Origin of the sequence: Ramlibacter alkalitolerans, from assembly GCF_016722765.1 — a bacterium.
GTDB classification, from domain to species: Bacteria; Pseudomonadota; Gammaproteobacteria; order Burkholderiales; family Burkholderiaceae_C; genus Ramlibacter; species Ramlibacter alkalitolerans.
In genome coordinates this window covers 219921-238555 of sequence record NZ_JAEQND010000003.1, presented here as the reverse complement: position 1 = coordinate 238555, position 18635 = coordinate 219921, and the positions used below count along the sequence as shown (strand labels likewise).

The following is an 18635-nucleotide window of genomic DNA, read 5'->3' as shown; positions in this document are numbered from 1 at the left end:
GTCACGCGATGCCGCTCATCCTCCGCCCCCGACCGCTCGAACCCTTTCCTCCGGTTCCGGCCGGCGCCAGCACCTTGGAGCCTTAGACGCCTCGCAAGTGTCGTGATAGCTTCGGCGGGCTTACTTTTCCTTACACGCTAAAAGTCAAGCGTTTCGATCAACGAAATGCACTGAGGGGAAACAACGAATGGGCTTCCAGCTCACGATCGCACGCAAGCTCACCGGCCTCGCCCTGCTGGCGCTGTTGTTCGTCATCACCGTCGGCGCCACCGGCTTCGTGGCCACCAGCCGGCAGGAGGCCAGCGCCGCGCTGATGCTGCAGGCGGAGACGGCGCTGAAAAGCCAGATGGCGGCGGACATGGCGCACGACGCGCTGCGCGCGGACGTGCTGGCAGCCCTGGTGGTGGGCCAGGATGCGAAGGGCGCCACGATGCAGGGCGTGCGCGACGACCTCGAGGCCCACGCCAGGCAGTTCGAATCCGGCCTCAAGCGCCTGGAAGGCCTGGAGCTCGATCCCGAGACGCGCGCCGCGGTGGCGAAGGTCCGCCCTGCCCTCGACCAGTACCTGGCGCGCGCCAAGGCGCTCGTGCCGCTGGCCTTCGGCGACCGCGCCTCGGCACTCGCGCAGATGGGCGATTTCATGGCCAGCTTCAAGGCCCTGGAAAAGGAGATGGAGGCCCTCAGCGGCCTGATCGAGCAACGCGCCCACGCGGCGCACGAGGACAGCGGCGCATCGTCCCAGTTCGCCAAGGTGGCGATCACCGTGGCCATCCTCGTGTCCGCCATCGTGCTGGCCACCCTGAGCTGGCTGCTCAGCACCGGCATCGTGCAGCGCCTGCGCCAGGCCGTGGACATCGCCCGCACGGTGGCCAAGGGCGACCTCAGCTCGCAGATCGACGCGCACGGCACCGACGAGGCGGCGCAGCTGCTGCAGGCGCTGTCGCAGATGAACGCGAGCCTGGTGAACCTGGTGTCGACGGTGCGGCAGTCGAGCGAGAACATCGCCACCGGCACCTCGCAGATCGCCACCGGCAACCAGGACCTGAGCCAGCGCACCGAAACGCAGGCCAGCAACCTGCAGCAGACGGCAGCCTCGATGGAGCAGATCAGCGCCACGGTGCGCGCCAACGCGGACACCACGCGCGCCGCGAGCGACATGGCATCGACCGCCAGCCGCTCCGCCGAGGCGAGCGGACAGGCCGTATCGCAGCTGGTGGGCACGATGGCCGGCATCACCGAGGCGAGCCGCCGGATGGCCGACATCATCGGCGTGATCGACGGCATCGCCTTCCAGACCAACATCCTGGCGCTGAACGCCGCCGTCGAAGCCGCGCGTGCCGGCGAGCAGGGCCGCGGCTTCGCCGTGGTGGCGGCGGAAGTGCGCTCGCTGGCCCAGCGCAGCGCCGGCGCGGCCAAGGAGATCAAGACGCTGATCGAGGCCAGCGTGCAGAAGGTGCAGGCGGGCGAGCAGCAGGCCGTGCATGCCGGCGACAGCATGAACGACGTGGTGGAGCAGGTGCAGCAGATGACGCTGCTGCTGGCGGAGATCAGCAGCGCGACCCAGGAGCAGACCAAGGGCATCGCCGAAGTGAGCCAGGCCGTGACGCAGATCGACCGGGTGACGCAGAGCAACGCCTCGCTGGTGGAGGAAGCCGCCGCGGCCGCCGAGAGCCTGAGCCGCCAGGCCGAGCGGCTGGTGCACGCGGTGTCGCTGTTCCGGGTGCATCACCGGGAGGAACAGCCGCGGTTGCTGGCGGCTTGAGGGAGGCGATGGGCCCCCGCCTTCGCGGGGGTGACGGTCAGAGCTTCACGTACTCGTAGTCGACCGGGTGGGCGTTGATCCCGCGGTCCGGGGGGGCGATCCAGGCGGCCATCTTGCCGGGGGCGGTCACGCGCTGCATCAGTCTCTTGACGAAGGCGATGTCCTCTGCGGTCGGCAGCCATTCGGTCTGGCGGGCCTCGAATTGCGCCTGCGTGATCGGCTTGCCCTGCGGGTCGGTGTGCATGCCGGCCCAGGCCCCCACCTGGCGGCGGAAGCGCGTGGATGGCAGCTTGAACTCGAAGGACACGCCGGCGCGCTTGACCAGCATGTTCCAGCGGGTCACGCCGATGTTGCAGTCCTTGGCGTATTCCAGGCGCGTGATCTCGTTGACGCCGTTGCGCACCGTGATCGTTTCGTCGCGCACGCCGCCCTGCCCGTCCGGCACCTGGATCGTCATGGTGGTGTCGGTCTCGACGTGGTCGGCGAACTTCGCCTCGTCCGGGCGGCCCTTGATGCCGTTGCTGAAGTAGTTGGCGGCGTTCGACGACGCTTCCGACCCGAACAGGTCCAGCGAGCTGGTGAACCAGAAGTTCATGAACTTCTGGATCGTCGGCAGGTCGATGGCGCCGGCTTCCCGGATCTTCTTCGCGTCGTCGGTGTCCAGCTCCTTCATCACCTCCAGCGTGCGCCGGATGACGCGGCCGACGCCGGTCTCGCCCACGAACATGTGGTGCGCTTCCTCGGTCAGCATGAACTGGCAGCTGCGCGCCAGAGGGTCGAAGGCGCTCTCGGCCAGCGACTTGAGCTGGAACTTGCCGTCGCGGTCGGTGAAGTACGTGAACATGAAGAACGACAGCCAGTTGTCCATCGGCTCGTTGAACGTGCCCAGGATGCGCGGCTTGTCCGGGTCGCCGCTGTGGCGCTCCAGCAGTTCCTCGGCCTCCTCGCGGCCGTCGCGGCCGAAGTAGGCGTGCAGCAGGTACACCATCGCCCACAGGTGGCGGCCTTCCTCGACGTTCACCTGGAACAGGTTGCGCAGGTCATAGAGCGAGGGCGCCGTGTGGCCCAGGAGGCGCTGCTGTTCGACCGACGCCGGCTCGGTGTCGCCCTGCGTCACGATCAGGCGGCGGAAAGTGGAGCGGAATTCACCCGGGACCTCCTGCCACGCGTCCTGGCCGATGAAGTCGCCGAAGCCGATCTTGCGGTTCTCCTGCCGGTCGGCCAGGAAGATGCCCCAGCGATAGTCGGGCATCGGCGTGTACCCGTATTGCGCCCAGCCCTGCGCATCGACGCCGACGGCGGTGCGCAGGTAGACCTCGTTGGCGCGGAAGTCGCTCGGCCCCATCTCGTCCCACCAGCGCAGGAAGGCGGGCTGCCAGTGCTCCAGCGCGCGCTGGAGCTGGCGGTTGTCCGCCAGGTTGACGTTGTTGGGGATCTTGGCCTGCAGGTCAATCGTGCTCATGGAGTCTCCGTTTTTTTCATCGCTGGGGTTCGCGCTTCGCGGCTCACCGCCAGCGTACAAATGGGTTGTCGCGGGTTGTCGCCGATTTCGTAGGCTGGTGGTGAGCGCCCGAAGGGCCGAACCCCAGCACTGCGCCGCCGCTAGATACGCTTCCAGTCGAATCTCGCCTTCCTTCCGGTGCCGAACAGCTTCAGCGCACCGTCCTCGCCCACGGCGTTCGGCCGGATGAAGATCCAGTTCTGCCAGGCCGAGAGGCGCCCGAACACGCGGGTTTCCATCGTCTCCCGGCCGGGGAAGCGCAGCGAGGCTTCCATGCCGGTCAGGGCGTCGGGCGAGAGCGACGCGCGCTCTTCCAGCATCAGGCGGATCTCGTCGTCCCAGTCGATGTCGTCGGGCGCGAGCGTGACCAGGCCGAGTTCCAGTGCCTGGGCGGCGCGCAGGGCACTGTCCTTCACGCCGGCGAGCTGTTGCAGGGTGGCCGCATCCTCGTGGAAGCGCGTCTGCAGGCGCGTCAGGCCGTTCACCTCGGGATAGCGGCCGAAGTTGGCTTGCGTCAGCTGCAGCGTCGGCGCGGCGTCCGGTGCATCCGGCAGGTCCAGCATGTAGATGCGGTCGCAGGCGAGCGCGAGCTCGTACAGCGTTCCGGTGAAGCAGGAGCCCTGGTCCACCAGCGCGATCAGCGAGCGGCTGGTCACGTCCAGGCGGGCCAGCGTGCGGCGCAGCGCACCGAGGGTCTCGCGCACCAGCCAGTGCGCCTTGTGCTGCTCCAGCACGGCGGCGGCGTGCGCGACGCGCTGCGCGTCGCCGCGCGTCTGCAGCACCCAGGTGCCGATTTCGAGTTCGTTGGTGCGCAGGTTCAGGATGGCGTCGTCGAGTTCGCGCGCCAGCTGCAGCGGCCACCAGTTCACACCCGCGGCAAGGATGGCCTCGGGCGTGGACGCGATGGCGGCGGCGGGTGCATGCACCGTCAGCGTCGCGGTACGCGTCGCACGGTCGACCTGGACGTCCACCACTTCGTAGTGGTAGCCGGCATCGTCGATCGCCGCCTTCACCGGCGTGAGCGTGATGCCCTGCTCCGGCCCCTTGCGGTCCGACTGCCCGCGCAGCGCGGCGACTTCCTTGTCCACCAGCGCGCCGAACTGCTGCGGCTTGGCGTGGTCGTCGATCAGCTTCCAGGCCCTGGCGCGATCGGCGCGCACGCCCTCGCTGGTGGTGCAGAAGATGTCCGCCAGGTCGCGGCGCACCTTGCGCTTGTCCGTCACGCGCGTGAGGCCGCCGGTGCCGGGCAGCACGCCGAGCAGCGGCACTTCCGGCAGGCTCACCGTGGAAGAGCGGTCGTCGACCATCACGATGCGGTCGCAGGCCAGCGCCAGCTCGTAGCCGCCACCGGCGCAGGCGCCCGTGACCGCGGCGATGGACTTGAGGCCCTCGTTGCGCGAGGAGTCTTCCAGCCCGTTGCGCGTCTCGTTGGTGAACTTGCAGAAGTTCACCTTCCAGGCGTGCGTGGACAGGCCCAGCATGTAGATGTTGGCGCCCGAGCACCAGATGCGGTCCTTGCCGCTTTCGAACACCACGACCTTCACCGCCGGATGCTCGAAGCGGATGCGGTTCAGCGCATCGTGCAGTTCGATGTCGACGCCGAGGTCGTAGCTATTGAGCTTGAGCTTGTAGCCGGGCTTGATGCCGCCGTCCTCGTCGATGTCCAGCTTCAGGTGCGCGACGTCGCCCTCCACGGACAGCTTCCAGTGGCGGTAGCGCGAGGGATGCGTGGCGAAGCTCACCAGCTCGCGTTCCTCGCCGGCCAGCACCTGCTTGAACAGCAGCGGTTCGGTCATGGCGTTCATCGGGTCTCCAGGGTCGTGGGCTGGCCGGAGGGCACGGCGCGCTCCAGGTCCCTCAGGGATTGCTTGACGGTGCGCGCCGCCGTGTCGACCACGGCATCGGCGCGCGCATAGAGGGGTTCGCGGCTGGCGAGGATGCGGCGCAGGTCCTCCAGCGCCTCGTGCATGGCGGTGCGCGAGACCTCGCCTTCCTCGCCGCGCGCCGCCTTGAAGGGACGCATGTCGCCCTGGGCGACGACGCGGCCCATGTGCTCCTCGGGGCTCGCCTTCACCCAGACGCAGTAGAAGTGGCTTTGCAGCAGGTCGAAGGTTTCGCGCTCGCTGACGATGCTGCCGCCGGTGGTCATCACCACGCCCTCGGCGTGCTCCTCGGCGATGCGCAGCAGCGCGCGGCGCTCGTAGCGGCGGTAGCCGGCCTGGCCATGCAGCAGCAGGATCTCGGCCATGCTGGTGCCGGCCTCGCGCTCGATCTCGCGATCGAGTTCGACGAAGGGGACGCCGCGCTGCTGCGCCAGTTGCGCGCCCAGCGTGGTCTTGCCGGCGCCGCGCAGCCCCACCAGCGCGATGCGCTGCTCGCGCCCGTGCGCATCGGCCAGGCCGAAGGACGATGCCAGCAGCGCATAGGCCTGGTCCAGTTGATGCTCGTCCAGGCGGGTCAGCAGCGACTGCACCCGCGCCATGGCGGGACGCGGCGCGTCCTGCAGCAGGTCGAGGATCGTGAGGTTCAATGCGCGGGCCGCAGCCTCCAGCGAGTTGATCGAAACGTTGCCCTTGCCGCTTTCGACATCGGCCAGGAAGCGCTCCGACAGGCCGGAATCGGTGGCGAGCTGCTTGCGCGTCATGCCGCGGCGCGCCCGCCAGCCCCGGACGCGGGCGCCGAGCTCCGCCAGGGTGGCGCGGGGTTCGATCTCGGTCATGGGCAGTGCAGCCTTTTCTGCAGGGTCTTTGCTCTGGATCAAGATTGCAGTATACTTCCAGTGATCCTGCTGTCAAGCAATTTACTGCACTCAAAACCGGAGCCCGCATGAAGCTCAAGATCCTCGTCGGCACCATGACCAGCACGGCCGATTACGTGGCCCAGGCCATCCAGATGGACTGCGCCGACCTCGTGGACGAGATCGAGATTGCCCTCATGGACGGGCTGGAAATTGACGCCTTCGATGAAGATGCGGTATATCTCATCTGCACGTCCACCTACGGTTCGGGCGATGTCCCGGACAACGCCCGGGTCTTGTACGAATCGCTGGACAGCAAGCCGAAGTTCCTGGGGCAGGTCCGGTATGGGGTGATCGCGCTGGGCGATCGTACCTACGGGCAGACCTTCTGCTTCGGCGGCAAGAAGTTCGACGAGCGTCTGCAGGGCCTCGGGGCCCAGCGCATCGGCGAGGTGTGGTGCCACGACGCGAGCGCGGGCACGATGCCGGAGGAACTCGCGACGGTGTGGTGCCGCGAGTGGCTGAAGGAAGCCATTGCGGCAACGCAAAGAGTGGCGGCCTGAAGCGGCGTAGGCTGGGCTTCGCGGAGCGAATCCCGGCGTGACGAGGCTGGTGTCGCCTGCAGCGATCCCAGCCCATGGGAGCAGACGACCCGGGAGACACCGGGCGCAACAGGAGACAAGCATGCACCTGAGCCACGCCGACCACAGCACCACGCCGCCACGCGTGGAAATCCCGCGCGACTACAACGCGGCGCACGACCTGCTGGCGCGCAACGCCGCCCGACCCGACAAGGTCGCCTACGTCGACGCCGCGACCGGCGCGCAACTCACGTACGGCGAACTCGCGGAGCAGGCACACCGCTTCGCCAACGCGCTGCGCCAGCGCGGGATCGCACCGGAAACCCGGGTGATGATCGCGATGCTGGACACGCTGGAGTGGCCGGTCGTCTTCCTGGGCAGCATCCTCGCGGGCGTGGTTCCGATCGCGGCCAACACGCTGCTCACCACCAGGGATTTCGACTTCATGCTGCGCGATTCGCGCGCGCAGGTGCTGTTCGTCTCCAAGCCGCTGCTGCCCACCTTCGAGCCGCTGATCGGCAAGATCTCGACCCTCGAGCACATGGTGATCGCCGGCGAAACGGGCGAGCATTCGGTGGCCCACATGATCGCTTCCGGCAAGCCGGATGCCCAGGTGGCCGGCACCTGCAGCGACGACGCCTGCTTCTGGCTCTATTCGAGCGGCTCCACGGGCACGCCCAAGGGCACGGTGCACCTGCACAGTCACCTGGTCCAGACGGCCGAACTCTATGGCCGGGCGATCCTCGGCATCCGCGAAAACGACGTCGTGTATTCGGCGGCCAAGCTGTTCTTCGCCTATGGCCTCGGCAACGCGCTCACCTTCCCCATGAGCGTCGGCGCGACGACGGTGCTGCTTGCCGCGCGGCCGACGCCCGCCGAAGTCTTCGGCGTGCTGAGGAAATTCCAGCCGACGATCTTCTGCGGCGTGCCGACGCTGTATGCGGCGCTGCTGGCGGACGCCGAGCGGCCGAAGCGCTCCGAGCTGAAGATGCGCGTGTGCACCAGCGCCGGCGAGGCCCTGCCCGCCGACATCGGCGAGCGCTGGACGCGCGAGTACGGCGTCGAGATCCTCGACGGCATCGGCTCCACCGAGATGCTGCACATCTTCCTGTCGAACCGTCCCGGCAAGGTGCGCTACGGCACCACCGGCCAGCCGGTTCCCGGCTACGAACTGCGCATCGTCGGCGACGATGGCCGCGAGTGCGGGCCCGGCGAGATCGGCGAACTGCAGATCAGCGGCCCGAGCGCCGCGCTCATGTACTGGAACAACCGCGCGAAGACCAAGAGCACCTTCGCCGGCGAGTGGACGCGCAGCGGCGACAAGTACACGTGCGATGCCGACGGCTACTACACCTACGGCGGCCGCAGCGACGACATGCTCAAGGTCGGCGGCATCTACGTGTCGCCGTTCGAGGTCGAGGCCTGCCTTGCGACGCACGATGCGATCCTCGAGGCGGCGGTGATCGGCGTGGCCGACCAGGACGGCCTCGTCAAACCGAAGGCCTACGTCGTCCTCAAGCAGGGAAGGCAGGCCTCGGCGGAGGACCTGCAGTCGCACGTCAAGTCGCGGCTCGCACCCTACAAGTACCCGCGCTGGATCGCCTTCGTTCCCGAGCTGCCGAAGACGGCAACCGGCAAGATCCAGCGCTTCAAGTTGCGCGCGCAGGCGCACGCGTGAGGGAAAGCCATGTGGCGCGTGCGTGCCACATGCGCTGACAATTTCGGCTGCAACGAAACAGACATCCCGGCGCTTTCTGTCCCTTGCGCGCCGATTCGAACGAAGGAGCTTTCATGACGACCCGCCGCCTCGTGCTCTCCCGCGGTGCCGCCCTTGTCGGCGCGGCCTCCACCGGCCTGCTGCTGCCGCAGATCGCGCGCGCGCAATCGAACAAGATCCGCGTGGGCTTCATGCTGCCCTACACCGGCACCTATGCGCAGCTCGGTGTCGCGATCGAGAACGGCGTGCGCATGGCGATCGGCGAACGCGGCGGCAAGCTCGGCGGCCGCGAGATCGAATGGTTCAAGGTGGACGACGAATCGGAGCCGTCCAAGGGCGTGGAGAACGCCAACCGCCTGGTCCAGCGTGACAAGGTGGACGTGCTGATCGGCACCGTGCACTCGGGCGTGCAGATGGGCATACAGCGCGTGGCCCGCGAGAGCGGCGTGCTGAGCCTGATCCCCAACGCCGGCGTGCATGCGGCCACGCGCGCGCTGTGCGCGCCCAACGTCTTCCGCACCTCCTTCACCAACAGCCAGCCGACGCTGGCGCTGGGCAAGCCGATGGTCGACAAGGGCCTGAAGAAGGCCGTGTGGATCACGTGGAAGTACGCCGCCGGCGACGAAGCCTTCGAGGGCTTCCGCGACAGCTACACCAAGGCCGGCGGCACGATCGTGAAGGAACTGGGCCTGCCCTTCCCCAACGTCGAATTCCAGGCGCTGCTGACCGAGATCGCTTCGCTGCGCCCGGATGCGGTGGCCTGCTTCTTCGCCGGCGGCGGCGCGGCCAAGTTCATCAAGGACTACGCGGCAGCCGGCCTGAAGGACAAGATCCCGCTGTGGGGCTCGGGCTTCCTCACCGAAGGCGTGCTCGATGCGGCCGGCCCCGCGGCCGAGGGCATCATGACGACGATGCACTACGCGGATTCGCTGGACATCCCGAAGAACCGCCAGTTCCGCCTCGACTACGCCAAGGCCTTCAAGAGCCAGCCGGACGTGTATGCGGTGCAGGGCTACGACACCGGCGTGCTGCTGTCGCAGGGCATGACCGCCATCAAGGGCGACATCGCCAACAAGCAGGCGCTGTACAAGGCGCTCGAGACGCAGACCATCGACAGCCCGCGCGGCAAGTGGACCATGAGCAAGTCGCACAATCCGGTGCAGGACATCTACCTGCGCCGCGTGGAAAAGGGCGACAACAAGGTGATCGGCGTGGCGGCAAAGGCGCTGTCGGATTCGGGAGCGGGTTGCAAGCTGGCGGCGTGATGCGCCAGGGCGGGGCCGCGTAGGCTGGCGGTGACGGCGCGCCACGCGCGCCCGGCACCCCAGCGCTTCGCGCATCGCTGGGGTTTCGCTTCGCTCCACCACCAGCCTACGAGAGGCAACCCCCGCGTCCGCTTCCCCCATGGACTTCGCCAACTTCCTCATCCAGCTCCTGAACAGCGTGCAGTACGGACTGCTGCTGTTCATGCTTGCTGCCGGCCTGACGCTGATCTTCGGGATCATGGGCGTCGTGAACCTCGCGCACGGCAGCTTCTACATGCTGGGGGCCTACCTTGCGTGGTCGCTTGCCGCCAGGACGGGCAGCCTCACCGTGGCCATCCTGCTGGGCACGGCCTTGTCGGTGCTGTTCGGGCTGGTGCTGGAGCGCCTCCTGTTCCGCCACTTCTACCACCGCGACCACCTCGACCAGGTGCTGCTCACGTTCGGCCTGATCTACATCTTCGAGGAATCGCGCTCCATCCTCTGGGGCGATGACGTCCATGGCGTCGCCATCCCGCAGGTGCTCTCGGCCTCGATCCCGCTGACGGACAACCTGTCCTACCCGATGTACCGCCTGTTCATCTCCGGCGTGTGCGTGGTGCTCGCGCTGGGGCTGTACTTCCTCATCTCGAAGACGCGCCTGGGCATGAAGATCCGGGCCGGCGCCTTCAACCACCAGATGACGGAAGCCCTCGGCATCAACGTGAAGCTGATCCACGCCGTGGTGTTCGCGCTCGGCGTGGGCCTGGCCAGCATCGCCGGCATGATCGCCTCGCCGATCTCGAGCGTCTATCCCAACATGGGTTCGCAGGTGCTGATCATGTGCTTCGTGGTGGTGGTGATCGGTGGCATCGGTTCGGTGCGCGGCGCGCTCATTTCCGCCTTGCTCGTGGGCCTGGTCGACACCTTCGGCAAGGTGCTGCTGCCGCACCTGGCCGGCATGCTGGTCTACATGCTGATGGCGGCCGTGCTGCTGTGGAAACCCGAAGGGCTGTTCAAGCAGTGAGCACACTCAAAGCCAATCTCGAAACCCTGCCCCGCGGCCTGCAGGCCCTGCTGGTGCTGGGGCTCGCCGTCCTGCTCCTGTTCCCCTTCCTGGGCACGGAGTTCTACACGCAGATGGTCGCGCGCATGATGATCCTGGCCATCTTCGCCATGAGCCTGGACCTGCTGCTCGGGGTGACCGGCCTCGTCTCGCTCGGGCACGCGGCGTACTTCGGGATGGCCGGCTACGCGCTCGCCTTCCTCACGCCGCAGGACGGTGCCGTGAGCCTCTGGTGGACGCTGCCGGTGGCCGTCGCGGCGGCCGGCCTGGCCGCCCTGGTGATCGGCTTCTTCGTCGTGCGCACCCGCGGCATCTACTTCATCATGGTCACCATGGCGTTCGCGCAGATGGTGTTCTACGTCTTCTTCGACAACAAGGTGCTGGGCGGCTCGGACGGCGTCTACATCAACTTCAAGCCGAACGCCGGCCTGTTCGACCTCGAGGACAAGCGCGTCTTCTACTACTTCACGCTCGCCGTGCTGGTGCTGGTCTACCTGTTCCTGCGCCGGCTGCTGTTCAGCCCTTTCGGCCGCGCACTGGCCGGCATCCGCGTCAACGAGCACCGCATGCGCGCGATGGGCTTCGGCACCTTCGGCTACAAGCTCGCCGCCTTCACGCTCTCCGGTGCACTGGCCGGACTCGCCGGCTACCTGTGGGGCGCGCAGACCGGCTTCATCAACCCGGAGCTCATGGGCTTCCACATGAGCGCGCACGCGATCATGATGGTGATCCTCGGCGGCATGGGCAATTTCGCGGGCGCCATCGCCGGCGCCTTCGCCTTCGAATACCTGCTGCACGCCTTCAAGGACCTGCCTGCGATCGGCGCCTTCGACACCGGCAAGCACTGGCAGCTCTGGATGGGCCTGTTCATCGTGCTGGTCGTGACCTTCGCGCCCCGCGGGCTGCTGGGCGTGATCGAACGCGCGCTGCGCCGGCGCGACACGCAGATCCAGGAAGCGCCGCCCTTGCCGGCACGGGAGGCGGCGCATGTCGACTGAAGCCCTGCTCTCCGCGCGCAAGCTCACGAAGCGCTTCGGCGGCCTCGCCGCGGTGCAGGACGTGACGCTGGATCTCTGGCGCGAACGCATCCACGCCGTGATCGGCCCCAACGGCGCCGGCAAGTCGACGCTGACCAACCTGCTCTCCGGCGACATCGCGCCCAGCACCGGAACGGTGGCGCTGGGCGGGCGCGACGTGACGGGCTGGAGCCCGGAACGCATCTCGCGCGCGGGCCTGGGCCGCAGCTACCAGAAGACCAACATCTTCCTGCCGTTCACCGTGTGGGAGAACATCCGGCTCGCCGCCCAGTCACGCACGCCGCACGCGCTGCGCTGGCTCACGCTCGCCGACAGCGTGGGCGCAGCGAACGAACGCGCCGAGCGTGCGCTCGAACTCGCCGGCCTGCAGCATCGCCGCGGCCACGTCGCCGCGGCCAGCAGCCACGGCGAGCAGCGCCAGCTCGAGATCGCGATGACGCTCGCGACCGGGCCGCAGGTGCTGCTGCTCGACGAACCGCTGGCCGGCATGGGCACGGCCGAAGCGGAACGCATGGTCCAACTGCTGCTGCGCCTGAAGAAGGAGCACGCCATCATGCTGGTGGAACACGACATGGACGCCGTGTTCACGCTCGCCGATCACCTCACGGTGATGGTCAACGGGCAGGTGATCGCCAGCGGCACGCCGGCGCAGGTGCGCGCGGACGCCAACGTGCAATCCGCGTATCTCGGGGAAGAAGAAGAACATGGCTGAACGCCTGATCTCTGCGCGCGGCGTGCACACCTACTACGGCACCAGCCACATCCTGCGCGGCATCGACTTCCACGTGGAGCGCGGCGAAACGATCGGGCTGATGGGCCGCAACGGCATGGGCAAGAGCACCTTGCTCAAGTCGCTGATGGGCATCGTGCCGCCGCGCGGCGGCGCCGTGGAGGTCAAGGGCCGCAACATGCTCGGCCGGCCCCCCTACGAGGTGGCGCAACTCGGCATCGCCTACGTGCCGGAGGGCCGGGGCATCTTCGGCAACCTGAGCGTCAAGGAAAACCTCGTCATGGCCGCGCGGCCGGGCACGCAGGGCCAGCGCGACTGGACCTACGAACGCGTGCTCGACACCTTCCCGCGCCTGAAGGAACGGCTGAACCACGGCGGGCAACAGCTGTCCGGCGGCGAACAGCAGATGCTCACCATCGGCCGCGCGCTGATGACCAATCCCGACGTGCTCATCCTCGATGAAGCCACGGAGGGCCTCGCGCCGCTGATCGCGCGCGACATCTGGCGCATCTGCGACCTCATCCGCGCGAGCGGCATCTCCAGCGTCATCGTCGACAAGGCGTGGAAGCAGGTGACCCAGGTCACGGATCGCAACGTGATCCTCGTCAAGGGCGAAGTCGTCTTCGAAGGCACCTCGGCCGAACTGCGCGCACAGCCGCAATTGCTCGAGCACTATCTCGGCGTCTGAATCCAGCTCGGCGTCGGTAGTCCACTGACGCGGGACTGGCGACTTCCTTCTGGTCCGTGTGTAGGTTCCCGCCTACGTCGCTTGGTCGGTGCATCCTTCACCGCCAGAGCCTGCCGGAATCCAGAATTGCCGGTCGAAAACGACGCAGGCCATGAAGCCCCACCTACAGCACGAGGAGAACACCACCCCGCCCACCATGCGGCCCGAGCCTCCGGTCCAGCGCAGAGCGAGCCACCACCATCGACAGTTCGAGGTGATGGGCGCGCACTGCACCGAGAAGGGCGCGTGGTTCACCGTCTGGGCGCCCAATGCACGCAACGTGGGCGTGATCGGCAGCTTCAACCACTGGAACTGCCAGCCCCTGCACCGCGTGGAGGACGGCAGCGGTCGCTGGACCGGCTTCCTCGAGGGCGCGCGGCCCGGGGACTGCTACAAGTACCGCGTCCAGAACCCGTGGGGCCACTGGATGGACAAGGCCGACCCGTACGCCTTCCGCATGGAGGCCGCCCCCGGCACGGCCTCGCAGATCTGGGACCTGTCGCACCAGTGGGGCGACCACGAGTGGATGCAGACGCGCTGGCAGCGCCAGTCGCAGCAGGCGCCGATCTCCATCTACGAGGTCCACCTCGGCTCCTGGCAGCGCGAGGAGGATGGCCGCTTCCTCAACTACCGCGACCTCGCCAGCCGCCTGGCCACGCACTGCCACAACATGGGCTTCACGCACGTGGAGCTCATGCCGATCACCGAGCATCCGTTCTACGGTTCCTGGGGCTACCAGACCACCGGCTACTTCGCGCCCACCTCGCGCTACGGCACGCCGCAGGACCTGATGGCCTTCGTCGACACGCTGCACCAGCAGGGCATCGGCGTGTTCCTCGACTGGGTGCCTTCGCACTTCCCGGCCGACCCCCACGCGCTGGCGCGCTTCGACGGCACGGCGCTGTACGAGCACGAGGATCCGCGGCGCGGCTTCCACCCGGAGTGGAACAGCCTGATCTTCAACTACGGCCGCTACGAGGTGCGCGACTTCCTGATCTCCAACGCCCTCTTCTGGCTGGAGAAGTACCACTTCGACGGCCTGCGCGTGGACGCCGTCGCCTCCATGCTGTACCTGGACTACGCGCGCCGGCACGGCGAGTGGATCCCCAACCAGCACGGCGGCCGCGAGAACCACGAGGCCGTGCGCTTCCTGCAGGACCTGAACACCACCGTCTACGCGCACTTCCCGGACGTGCACATGATCGCGGAGGAGTCCACCGCCTGGCCGGCCGTGTCGCGCCCGGTGGATTTCGGCGGCCTGGGCTTCGGCATGAAGTGGAACATGGGCTGGATGAACGACACGCTGCGCTACACGTCGCGGCCGCACTTCTACCGCCACTGGCACAACGACGACATCCGCTTCTCGCTGGTCTACGCCTTCCACGAGAACTTCATCCTGCCGCTGTCGCACGACGAGGTCGTGTACGGCAAGGGCAGCATGATCGGCAAGCAGCCCGGCGACGAGTGGCAGCGCTTCGCCGGCCTGCGCAACCTCTATGGCTACATGTGGGCCCACCCCGGCAAGAAGCTGCTGTTCATGGGCGGCGAGTTCGGGCAGGTGGAAGAGTGGCACCACGAGCGCACGCTGGACTGGCACCTCTGGGCGCGTCCCTACCACGCGGGCCTGGCACGCTGGGTGGCGGACCTGAACGGGGCCTACCGGCGCCTGCCGGCCCTGCACTGCAACGACTTCGACGCTGGCGGCTTCAGCTGGCTGCCTTGCGAGCGGCACGAGACGACCCTCCTGACCTTCCTGAGGCGCGGCCGGTCCGAAGAGGACATGGCCGTCGTGATCTGCAACATGACCCCGGAGCCGCGGCAGGCGCTGCGCGTGGCGATGCCCGAGCCGGGGACCTGGCACGAGATCCTGAACAGCGACGCTGCCTTCTATGGCGGAAGCGGCGTCGGCAACCTGGGGCGCGTGACTGCCACCGCCCATCCCGTGGGCGGCTGGCCGGCCAGCGCCCTCGTCACCGTGCCCCCGCTGGGCACCGTGATCCTCTCGAACCGCCCGCTTACCAACCAGATCCAGGAAGTCCCTCATGCCCGCGAATAGAAACGTACTGGCCTTCGTCATGGCCGGCGGTGAAGGCTCCCGCCTGCACCCGCTGACAGCCAACCGGTGCAAGCCGGCCGTCCCGTTCAACGGCAAGCACCGCATCGTCGACTTCGTCCTGTCCAACCTGGTGAATTCGGAGATCTACTCGATCTACCTGCTGGTGCAGTACAAGTCGCAGTCGCTGATCGAGCACGTGCGCCAGTCGTGGACCATGGCGCGCTTCATCCCGCAGCACTTCATCACGGTGGTGCCGCCGCAGATGCGGCACGGGCCGGCCTGGTTCCAGGGCACGGCGGACGCGGTCTACCAGAACATCCACCTGATCGAGAGCATGCAGCCCGACATCGTGGCCGTGTTCGGCGCCGACCACATCTACCGCATGGACGTGCGGCAGATGATCGACTTCCACATCAAGAGCAACGCCCACGCGAGCGTGGCCACCATCCCGGTGGAACTGGACCAGTGCGACCAGTTCGGCATCGTCCACATCGACGACAACCACCGCATCGTCGACTTCAAGGAAAAGCCGAAGACCACCCAGCCGATGCCCGGCAGCCGCACCCACGCGCTGGCCTCCATGGGCAACTACATCTTCAACGCCGACGTGCTGCTGCGCCAGTTGAAGCGCATGCACGAAAGCGGCGAGACCGATTTCGGCAAGCACATCCTGCCCTCGATGGTGAACAGCCACAAGCTGGTGGCCTACGACTTCGCCACCAACGAGATCCCGGGCACCGAGCCGTACGAGGAGCACGCGTACTGGCGCGACGTCGGCACCATCGACGCCTACTACCAGGCGCACTTCGACACGCTGGGCGCGCAGCCGAAGTTCCGCATGACCAACCGCCGCTGGCCGATCTACGCCAGCCCCGACCAGGCCGAATCGGCGCAGATCGAGAACGGCGTGATCAACCGCTCGGTGGTCGGCTCGGGCAGCATCATCGACGGCGCCGAGCTCGATCACGCGATGCTGCGCCGTTCGGTGCTGGTGGAGCGCGGCGCCCGGCTGGAGCACTGCATCGTCATGGAGCGCTCGCGCATCGGCCGCGGCGCGCAGGTCCGCAACGCGATCATCGACCAGGACAACGACATCCCGCCCGACGAGCGCATCGGCTTCGACCTGGAGCAGGACCGCCGGCGCTTCCCGGTCACGCCCTCCGGCATCGTGGTGGTGCCCGCGGGCTCGTACCCGGCGCGCGTGCGCGCCCGCTCGCCCTTCCTGGCGCCGCTGGATGAAGCGGCGCAGTTCGGCGAAGCGGTGCCGAGGATGGAGGTGCTTGCATGACGGCGCAAGCCGTCGGCAAAACCCGCTCGCACCGCCCCAGCAGTCCACCGGCGCCAGCCGGGCCCACGGCCGCCTGTCCCGCCGGGCGGCCGTGGCCATTGGGCGCCACCCTTTGCGAGGGCGGCGTGAATTTCGCCGTCCATGCCAGCGCCGCCGAGCGCGTCGAGGTCTGCCTGTTCGACGCCGGCGGCAACCAGGAGGAAAGGCGCATCGCCCTGCCCGCGCGCAGCGACGACGTGTGGCACGGCTTCGTCCCGGGGCTGCAGGCGGGCCAGCGCTACGGCCTGCGCGTGCACGGCCCCTACGACCCGCACCACGGCTGGCGCTGCAACCCGCACAAGCTGCTGCTGGACCCGTACGCGAAGGCGATCGACCGCCCGCTGCGCGGCGCGCCCTGGCAGTACGCCTATCCGCTCGGGCACGAGAAGCGCGACCTGCACATCGACCACGCGGACAACGCGGCCCAGGCCGCCAAGTGCATCGTCGTGGATCCGCACTTCGACTGGGGCGACGACCGGCATCCGGACACGCCCATGGAAGACAGCATCTTCTACGAGGTCCACGTGCGCGGCTTCACCAGGCAGATGCCCGACGTGCCGGAGCCGCTGCGCGGCACCTTCGCCGGGATGGCGAGCGAACCGGCCATCGCGCACCTGCAGCGGCTGGGCGTCACGGCCGTCGAACTGCTGCCGGTGCAGGCCTTCAACGACGAACGCCGCCTGATCGAGCTGGGCCTGGCCAACTACTGGGGCTACAACACGATCGGCTTCTTCGCCCCCGATCCACGCTATCTTTCCGGCGAGGACGTGAACGAGTTCCGCCACATGGTGAAGGCGCTGCACGCCGCCGGCATCGAGGTGATCCTGGACGTCGTCTACAACCACAGTTGCGAGGGCAACCACCTGGGGCCCACGCTCTGCTTCAAGGGCATCGACAACCGCAGCTACTACCGCCTGACCGAGGACCACCGGCACTACATGGACTTCACCGGCACCGGCAACACGCTGAATGCCAGCCACCCGGCCATGCTGCGGCTGATCATGGACAGCCTGCGCTACTGGGTGGAGGAGATGCACGTGGACGGCTTCCGCTTCGACCTCGCGCCCGCCATCGCGCGCAACGGCCACGGCGGCTTCGACCATCGCGGGCCCTTCCTGTCGGCCATCGCGCAGGACTCCGTGCTCAAGCGCGCCAAGCTGGTCGCCGAACCCTGGGACCTCGGCGACCACGGCTACCAGGTCGGCGGCTTCCCGCAAGGCTGGAGCGAGTGGAACGGCCAGTACCGCGACCGCGTGCGCGACTACTGGCGCGGCATGGAGGGCAGCCTGGGAGACTTTGCGGCGGCCCTGTGCGGCTCGGCGGACGTCTACTCGCATTCGCGCCGCACGCCGCGCGCCAGCGTGAACATCATCACCGTGCACGACGGCTTCACGCTCAACGACCTCGTGAGCTACAACGACAAGCACAACGAGGCCAACGCGGAGGACAACCGCGACGGCGAAAGCCACAACCGCAGCTGGAACTGCGGCGCCGAGGGCCCGACCGACGATCCCGAGATCCTGGCCTTCCGCGAGCGGCAGAAACGCAATTTCCTCACCACCCTGTTCGCCTCGCGCGGCGTGCCGCTGCTGCTGGGCGGCGACGAGATGAGCCGCACGCAGGGCGGCAACAACAACGCCTATTGCCAGGACAACCCGGTGAGCTGGTTCGACTGGAGCGAGGAGCGACTGCAGGACCCGCTGATCGATTTCACCGCGGCCATGACGCGCCTGCGCCGCGAACTGCCGGTGCTGCGGCAGCCGAAATGGCTCAGCGGTCGCCCCGACCACGACCGCCGGCGCGATATTGTCTGGTTCAGCGTGTGGGGCAAGGAGATGACGGGCGAGGAATGGACCAACCCGGCGGTGCGCTGCATCGCCGCCGTGCTCGATGCGCGCTTCGCACCGCCGGCGCAGGACGGATCGCGCCAGTCCGTGCTGCTGGCCTTCAATGCCACGGGCGAGGACGTGACCTTCACGGTGCCCGAAGCAACCGGCCACCACGGCGACTGGGCGCTGCGCGTCTACACCCCCGAAGGCTTCTTCGACCCCGAGGAGGCGCGCAGCCTGCGCGCGAACGACAAACTGGAACTGCTGGCCCACTCGATGGCCCTGCTCACGCAGCCGGTGGAGGAGTGACCTTGCGCTGCCAAC

At 67.9% G+C, this 18635-nt stretch carries 14 protein-coding genes; 11 read left to right on the top strand and 3 right to left on the bottom strand.

Annotated elements, in window-relative coordinates:
• The first annotated feature begins 187 nt into the window (after window positions 1-187).
• Complete coding sequence (locus JI746_RS06470; RefSeq protein ID WP_201687982.1) at window positions 188-1762, top strand: methyl-accepting chemotaxis protein; 1575 nt, start codon at window positions 188-190, stop codon at window positions 1760-1762.
• A 37-nt stretch (window positions 1763-1799) separates the two neighbouring features.
• On the opposite strand, the gene boxB is transcribed toward JI746_RS06470, so the two are convergent.
• The 3 genes from boxB to JI746_RS06455 all read right to left on the bottom strand — a co-directional run bounded on the left by boxB (window position 1800) and on the right by JI746_RS06455 (window position 6024).
• Window positions 1800-3224, bottom strand: a complete 1425-nt coding sequence (boxB, locus tag JI746_RS06465; protein ID WP_201687981.1) for a benzoyl-CoA 2,3-epoxidase subunit BoxB — start codon at window positions 3222-3224, stop codon at window positions 1800-1802.
• A gap of 140 nt (window positions 3225-3364) precedes the next feature.
• On the bottom strand, window positions 3365-5059 hold the full coding sequence (gene boxC / locus JI746_RS06460; protein ID WP_408004082.1) for a 2,3-epoxybenzoyl-CoA dihydrolase: 1695 nt from the start codon (window positions 5057-5059) through the stop codon (window positions 3365-3367).
• 5 nt (window positions 5060-5064) lie between these two features.
• Complete coding sequence (locus tag JI746_RS06455) at window positions 5065-6024, bottom strand: helix-turn-helix transcriptional regulator (protein WP_269129415.1); 960 nt, start codon at window positions 6022-6024, stop codon at window positions 5065-5067.
• Window positions 6025-6089: 65 nt separating this feature from the next.
• Between JI746_RS06455 and JI746_RS06450 the strand changes: the two genes are divergently transcribed.
• The 10 genes from JI746_RS06450 to glgX all read left to right on the top strand — a co-directional run bounded on the left by JI746_RS06450 (window position 6090) and on the right by glgX (window position 18620).
• Window positions 6090-6563 carry a flavodoxin domain-containing protein gene (locus tag JI746_RS06450; protein ID WP_201687979.1) on the top strand — a complete coding sequence of 158 codons (474 nt, stop codon included), beginning with the start codon at window positions 6090-6092 and terminating at the stop codon, window positions 6561-6563.
• Between the two features lie 121 nt (window positions 6564-6684).
• Window positions 6685-8259, top strand: a complete 1575-nt coding sequence (locus tag JI746_RS06445; RefSeq protein WP_201687978.1) for a benzoate-CoA ligase family protein — start codon at window positions 6685-6687, stop codon at window positions 8257-8259.
• A 113-nt stretch (window positions 8260-8372) separates the two neighbouring features.
• The gene (locus JI746_RS06440) at window positions 8373-9563 is read left to right on the top strand and encodes an ABC transporter substrate-binding protein (protein ID WP_201687977.1); all 1191 of its coding nucleotides are present in this window, start codon (window positions 8373-8375) and stop codon (window positions 9561-9563) included.
• A 139-nt stretch (window positions 9564-9702) separates the two neighbouring features.
• Window positions 9703-10566: a branched-chain amino acid ABC transporter permease gene (locus JI746_RS06435; protein ID WP_201687976.1), complete on the top strand. Its 864-nt coding sequence runs from the start codon at window positions 9703-9705 to the stop codon at window positions 10564-10566.
• A complete protein-coding gene (locus JI746_RS06430; RefSeq protein WP_201687975.1) occupies window positions 10563-11603 on the top strand; it encodes a branched-chain amino acid ABC transporter permease in 1041 nt (346 codons plus the stop codon). The genes JI746_RS06435 and JI746_RS06430 overlap by 4 nt, the downstream gene beginning before the upstream one ends.
• Complete coding sequence (locus tag JI746_RS06425) at window positions 11593-12354, top strand: ABC transporter ATP-binding protein (protein ID WP_201687974.1); 762 nt, start codon at window positions 11593-11595, stop codon at window positions 12352-12354. The genes JI746_RS06430 and JI746_RS06425 overlap by 11 nt, the downstream gene beginning before the upstream one ends.
• Complete coding sequence (locus JI746_RS06420; RefSeq protein ID WP_201687973.1) at window positions 12347-13060, top strand: ABC transporter ATP-binding protein; 714 nt, start codon at window positions 12347-12349, stop codon at window positions 13058-13060. The genes JI746_RS06425 and JI746_RS06420 overlap by 8 nt, the downstream gene beginning before the upstream one ends.
• Before the next feature lie 196 nt (window positions 13061-13256).
• Window positions 13257-15155 (top strand): 1,4-alpha-glucan branching protein GlgB, encoded by a 1899-nt coding sequence (gene glgB, locus JI746_RS06415; RefSeq protein ID WP_201688187.1) that lies wholly within the window; start codon window positions 13257-13259, stop codon window positions 15153-15155.
• A complete protein-coding gene (gene glgC, locus JI746_RS06410) occupies window positions 15142-16443 on the top strand; it encodes a glucose-1-phosphate adenylyltransferase (protein ID WP_201687972.1) in 1302 nt (433 codons plus the stop codon). The genes glgB and glgC overlap by 14 nt, the downstream gene beginning before the upstream one ends.
• Window positions 16440-18620: a glycogen debranching protein GlgX gene (gene glgX, locus JI746_RS06405; RefSeq protein WP_201687971.1), complete on the top strand. Its 2181-nt coding sequence runs from the start codon at window positions 16440-16442 to the stop codon at window positions 18618-18620. The genes glgC and glgX overlap by 4 nt, the downstream gene beginning before the upstream one ends.
• Window positions 18621-18635 lie beyond the last annotated feature (15 nt).

Bases quoted from the DNA above. Each gene is read 5' to 3' on its own strand.
- glgC (WP_201687972.1), top strand. From the start codon at position 15,142: ATGCCCGCGAATAGAAACGTACTGGCCTTCGTCATGGCCGGCGGTGAA.
- JI746_RS06440 (WP_201687977.1), top strand. From the start codon at position 8,373: ATGACGACCCGCCGCCTCGTGCTCTCCCGCGGTGCCGCCCTTGTCGGC.
- JI746_RS06420 (WP_201687973.1), top strand. From the start codon at position 12,347: ATGGCTGAACGCCTGATCTCTGCGCGCGGCGTGCACACCTACTACGGC.
- JI746_RS06425 (WP_201687974.1), top strand. From the start codon at position 11,593: ATGTCGACTGAAGCCCTGCTCTCCGCGCGCAAGCTCACGAAGCGCTTC.
- JI746_RS06445 (WP_201687978.1), top strand. From the start codon at position 6,685: ATGCACCTGAGCCACGCCGACCACAGCACCACGCCGCCACGCGTGGAA.
- JI746_RS06470 (WP_201687982.1), top strand. From the start codon at position 188: ATGGGCTTCCAGCTCACGATCGCACGCAAGCTCACCGGCCTCGCCCTG.
- boxB (WP_201687981.1), bottom strand. From the start codon at position 3,224: ATGAGCACGATTGACCTGCAGGCCAAGATCCCCAACAACGTCAACCTG.
- JI746_RS06435 (WP_201687976.1), top strand. From the start codon at position 9,703: ATGGACTTCGCCAACTTCCTCATCCAGCTCCTGAACAGCGTGCAGTAC.
- glgB (WP_201688187.1), top strand. From the start codon at position 13,257: ATGCGGCCCGAGCCTCCGGTCCAGCGCAGAGCGAGCCACCACCATCGA.
- JI746_RS06450 (WP_201687979.1), top strand. From the start codon at position 6,090: ATGAAGCTCAAGATCCTCGTCGGCACCATGACCAGCACGGCCGATTAC.
- boxC (WP_408004082.1), bottom strand. From the start codon at position 5,059: ATGACCGAACCGCTGCTGTTCAAGCAGGTGCTGGCCGGCGAGGAACGC.
- glgX (WP_201687971.1), top strand. From the start codon at position 16,440: ATGACGGCGCAAGCCGTCGGCAAAACCCGCTCGCACCGCCCCAGCAGT.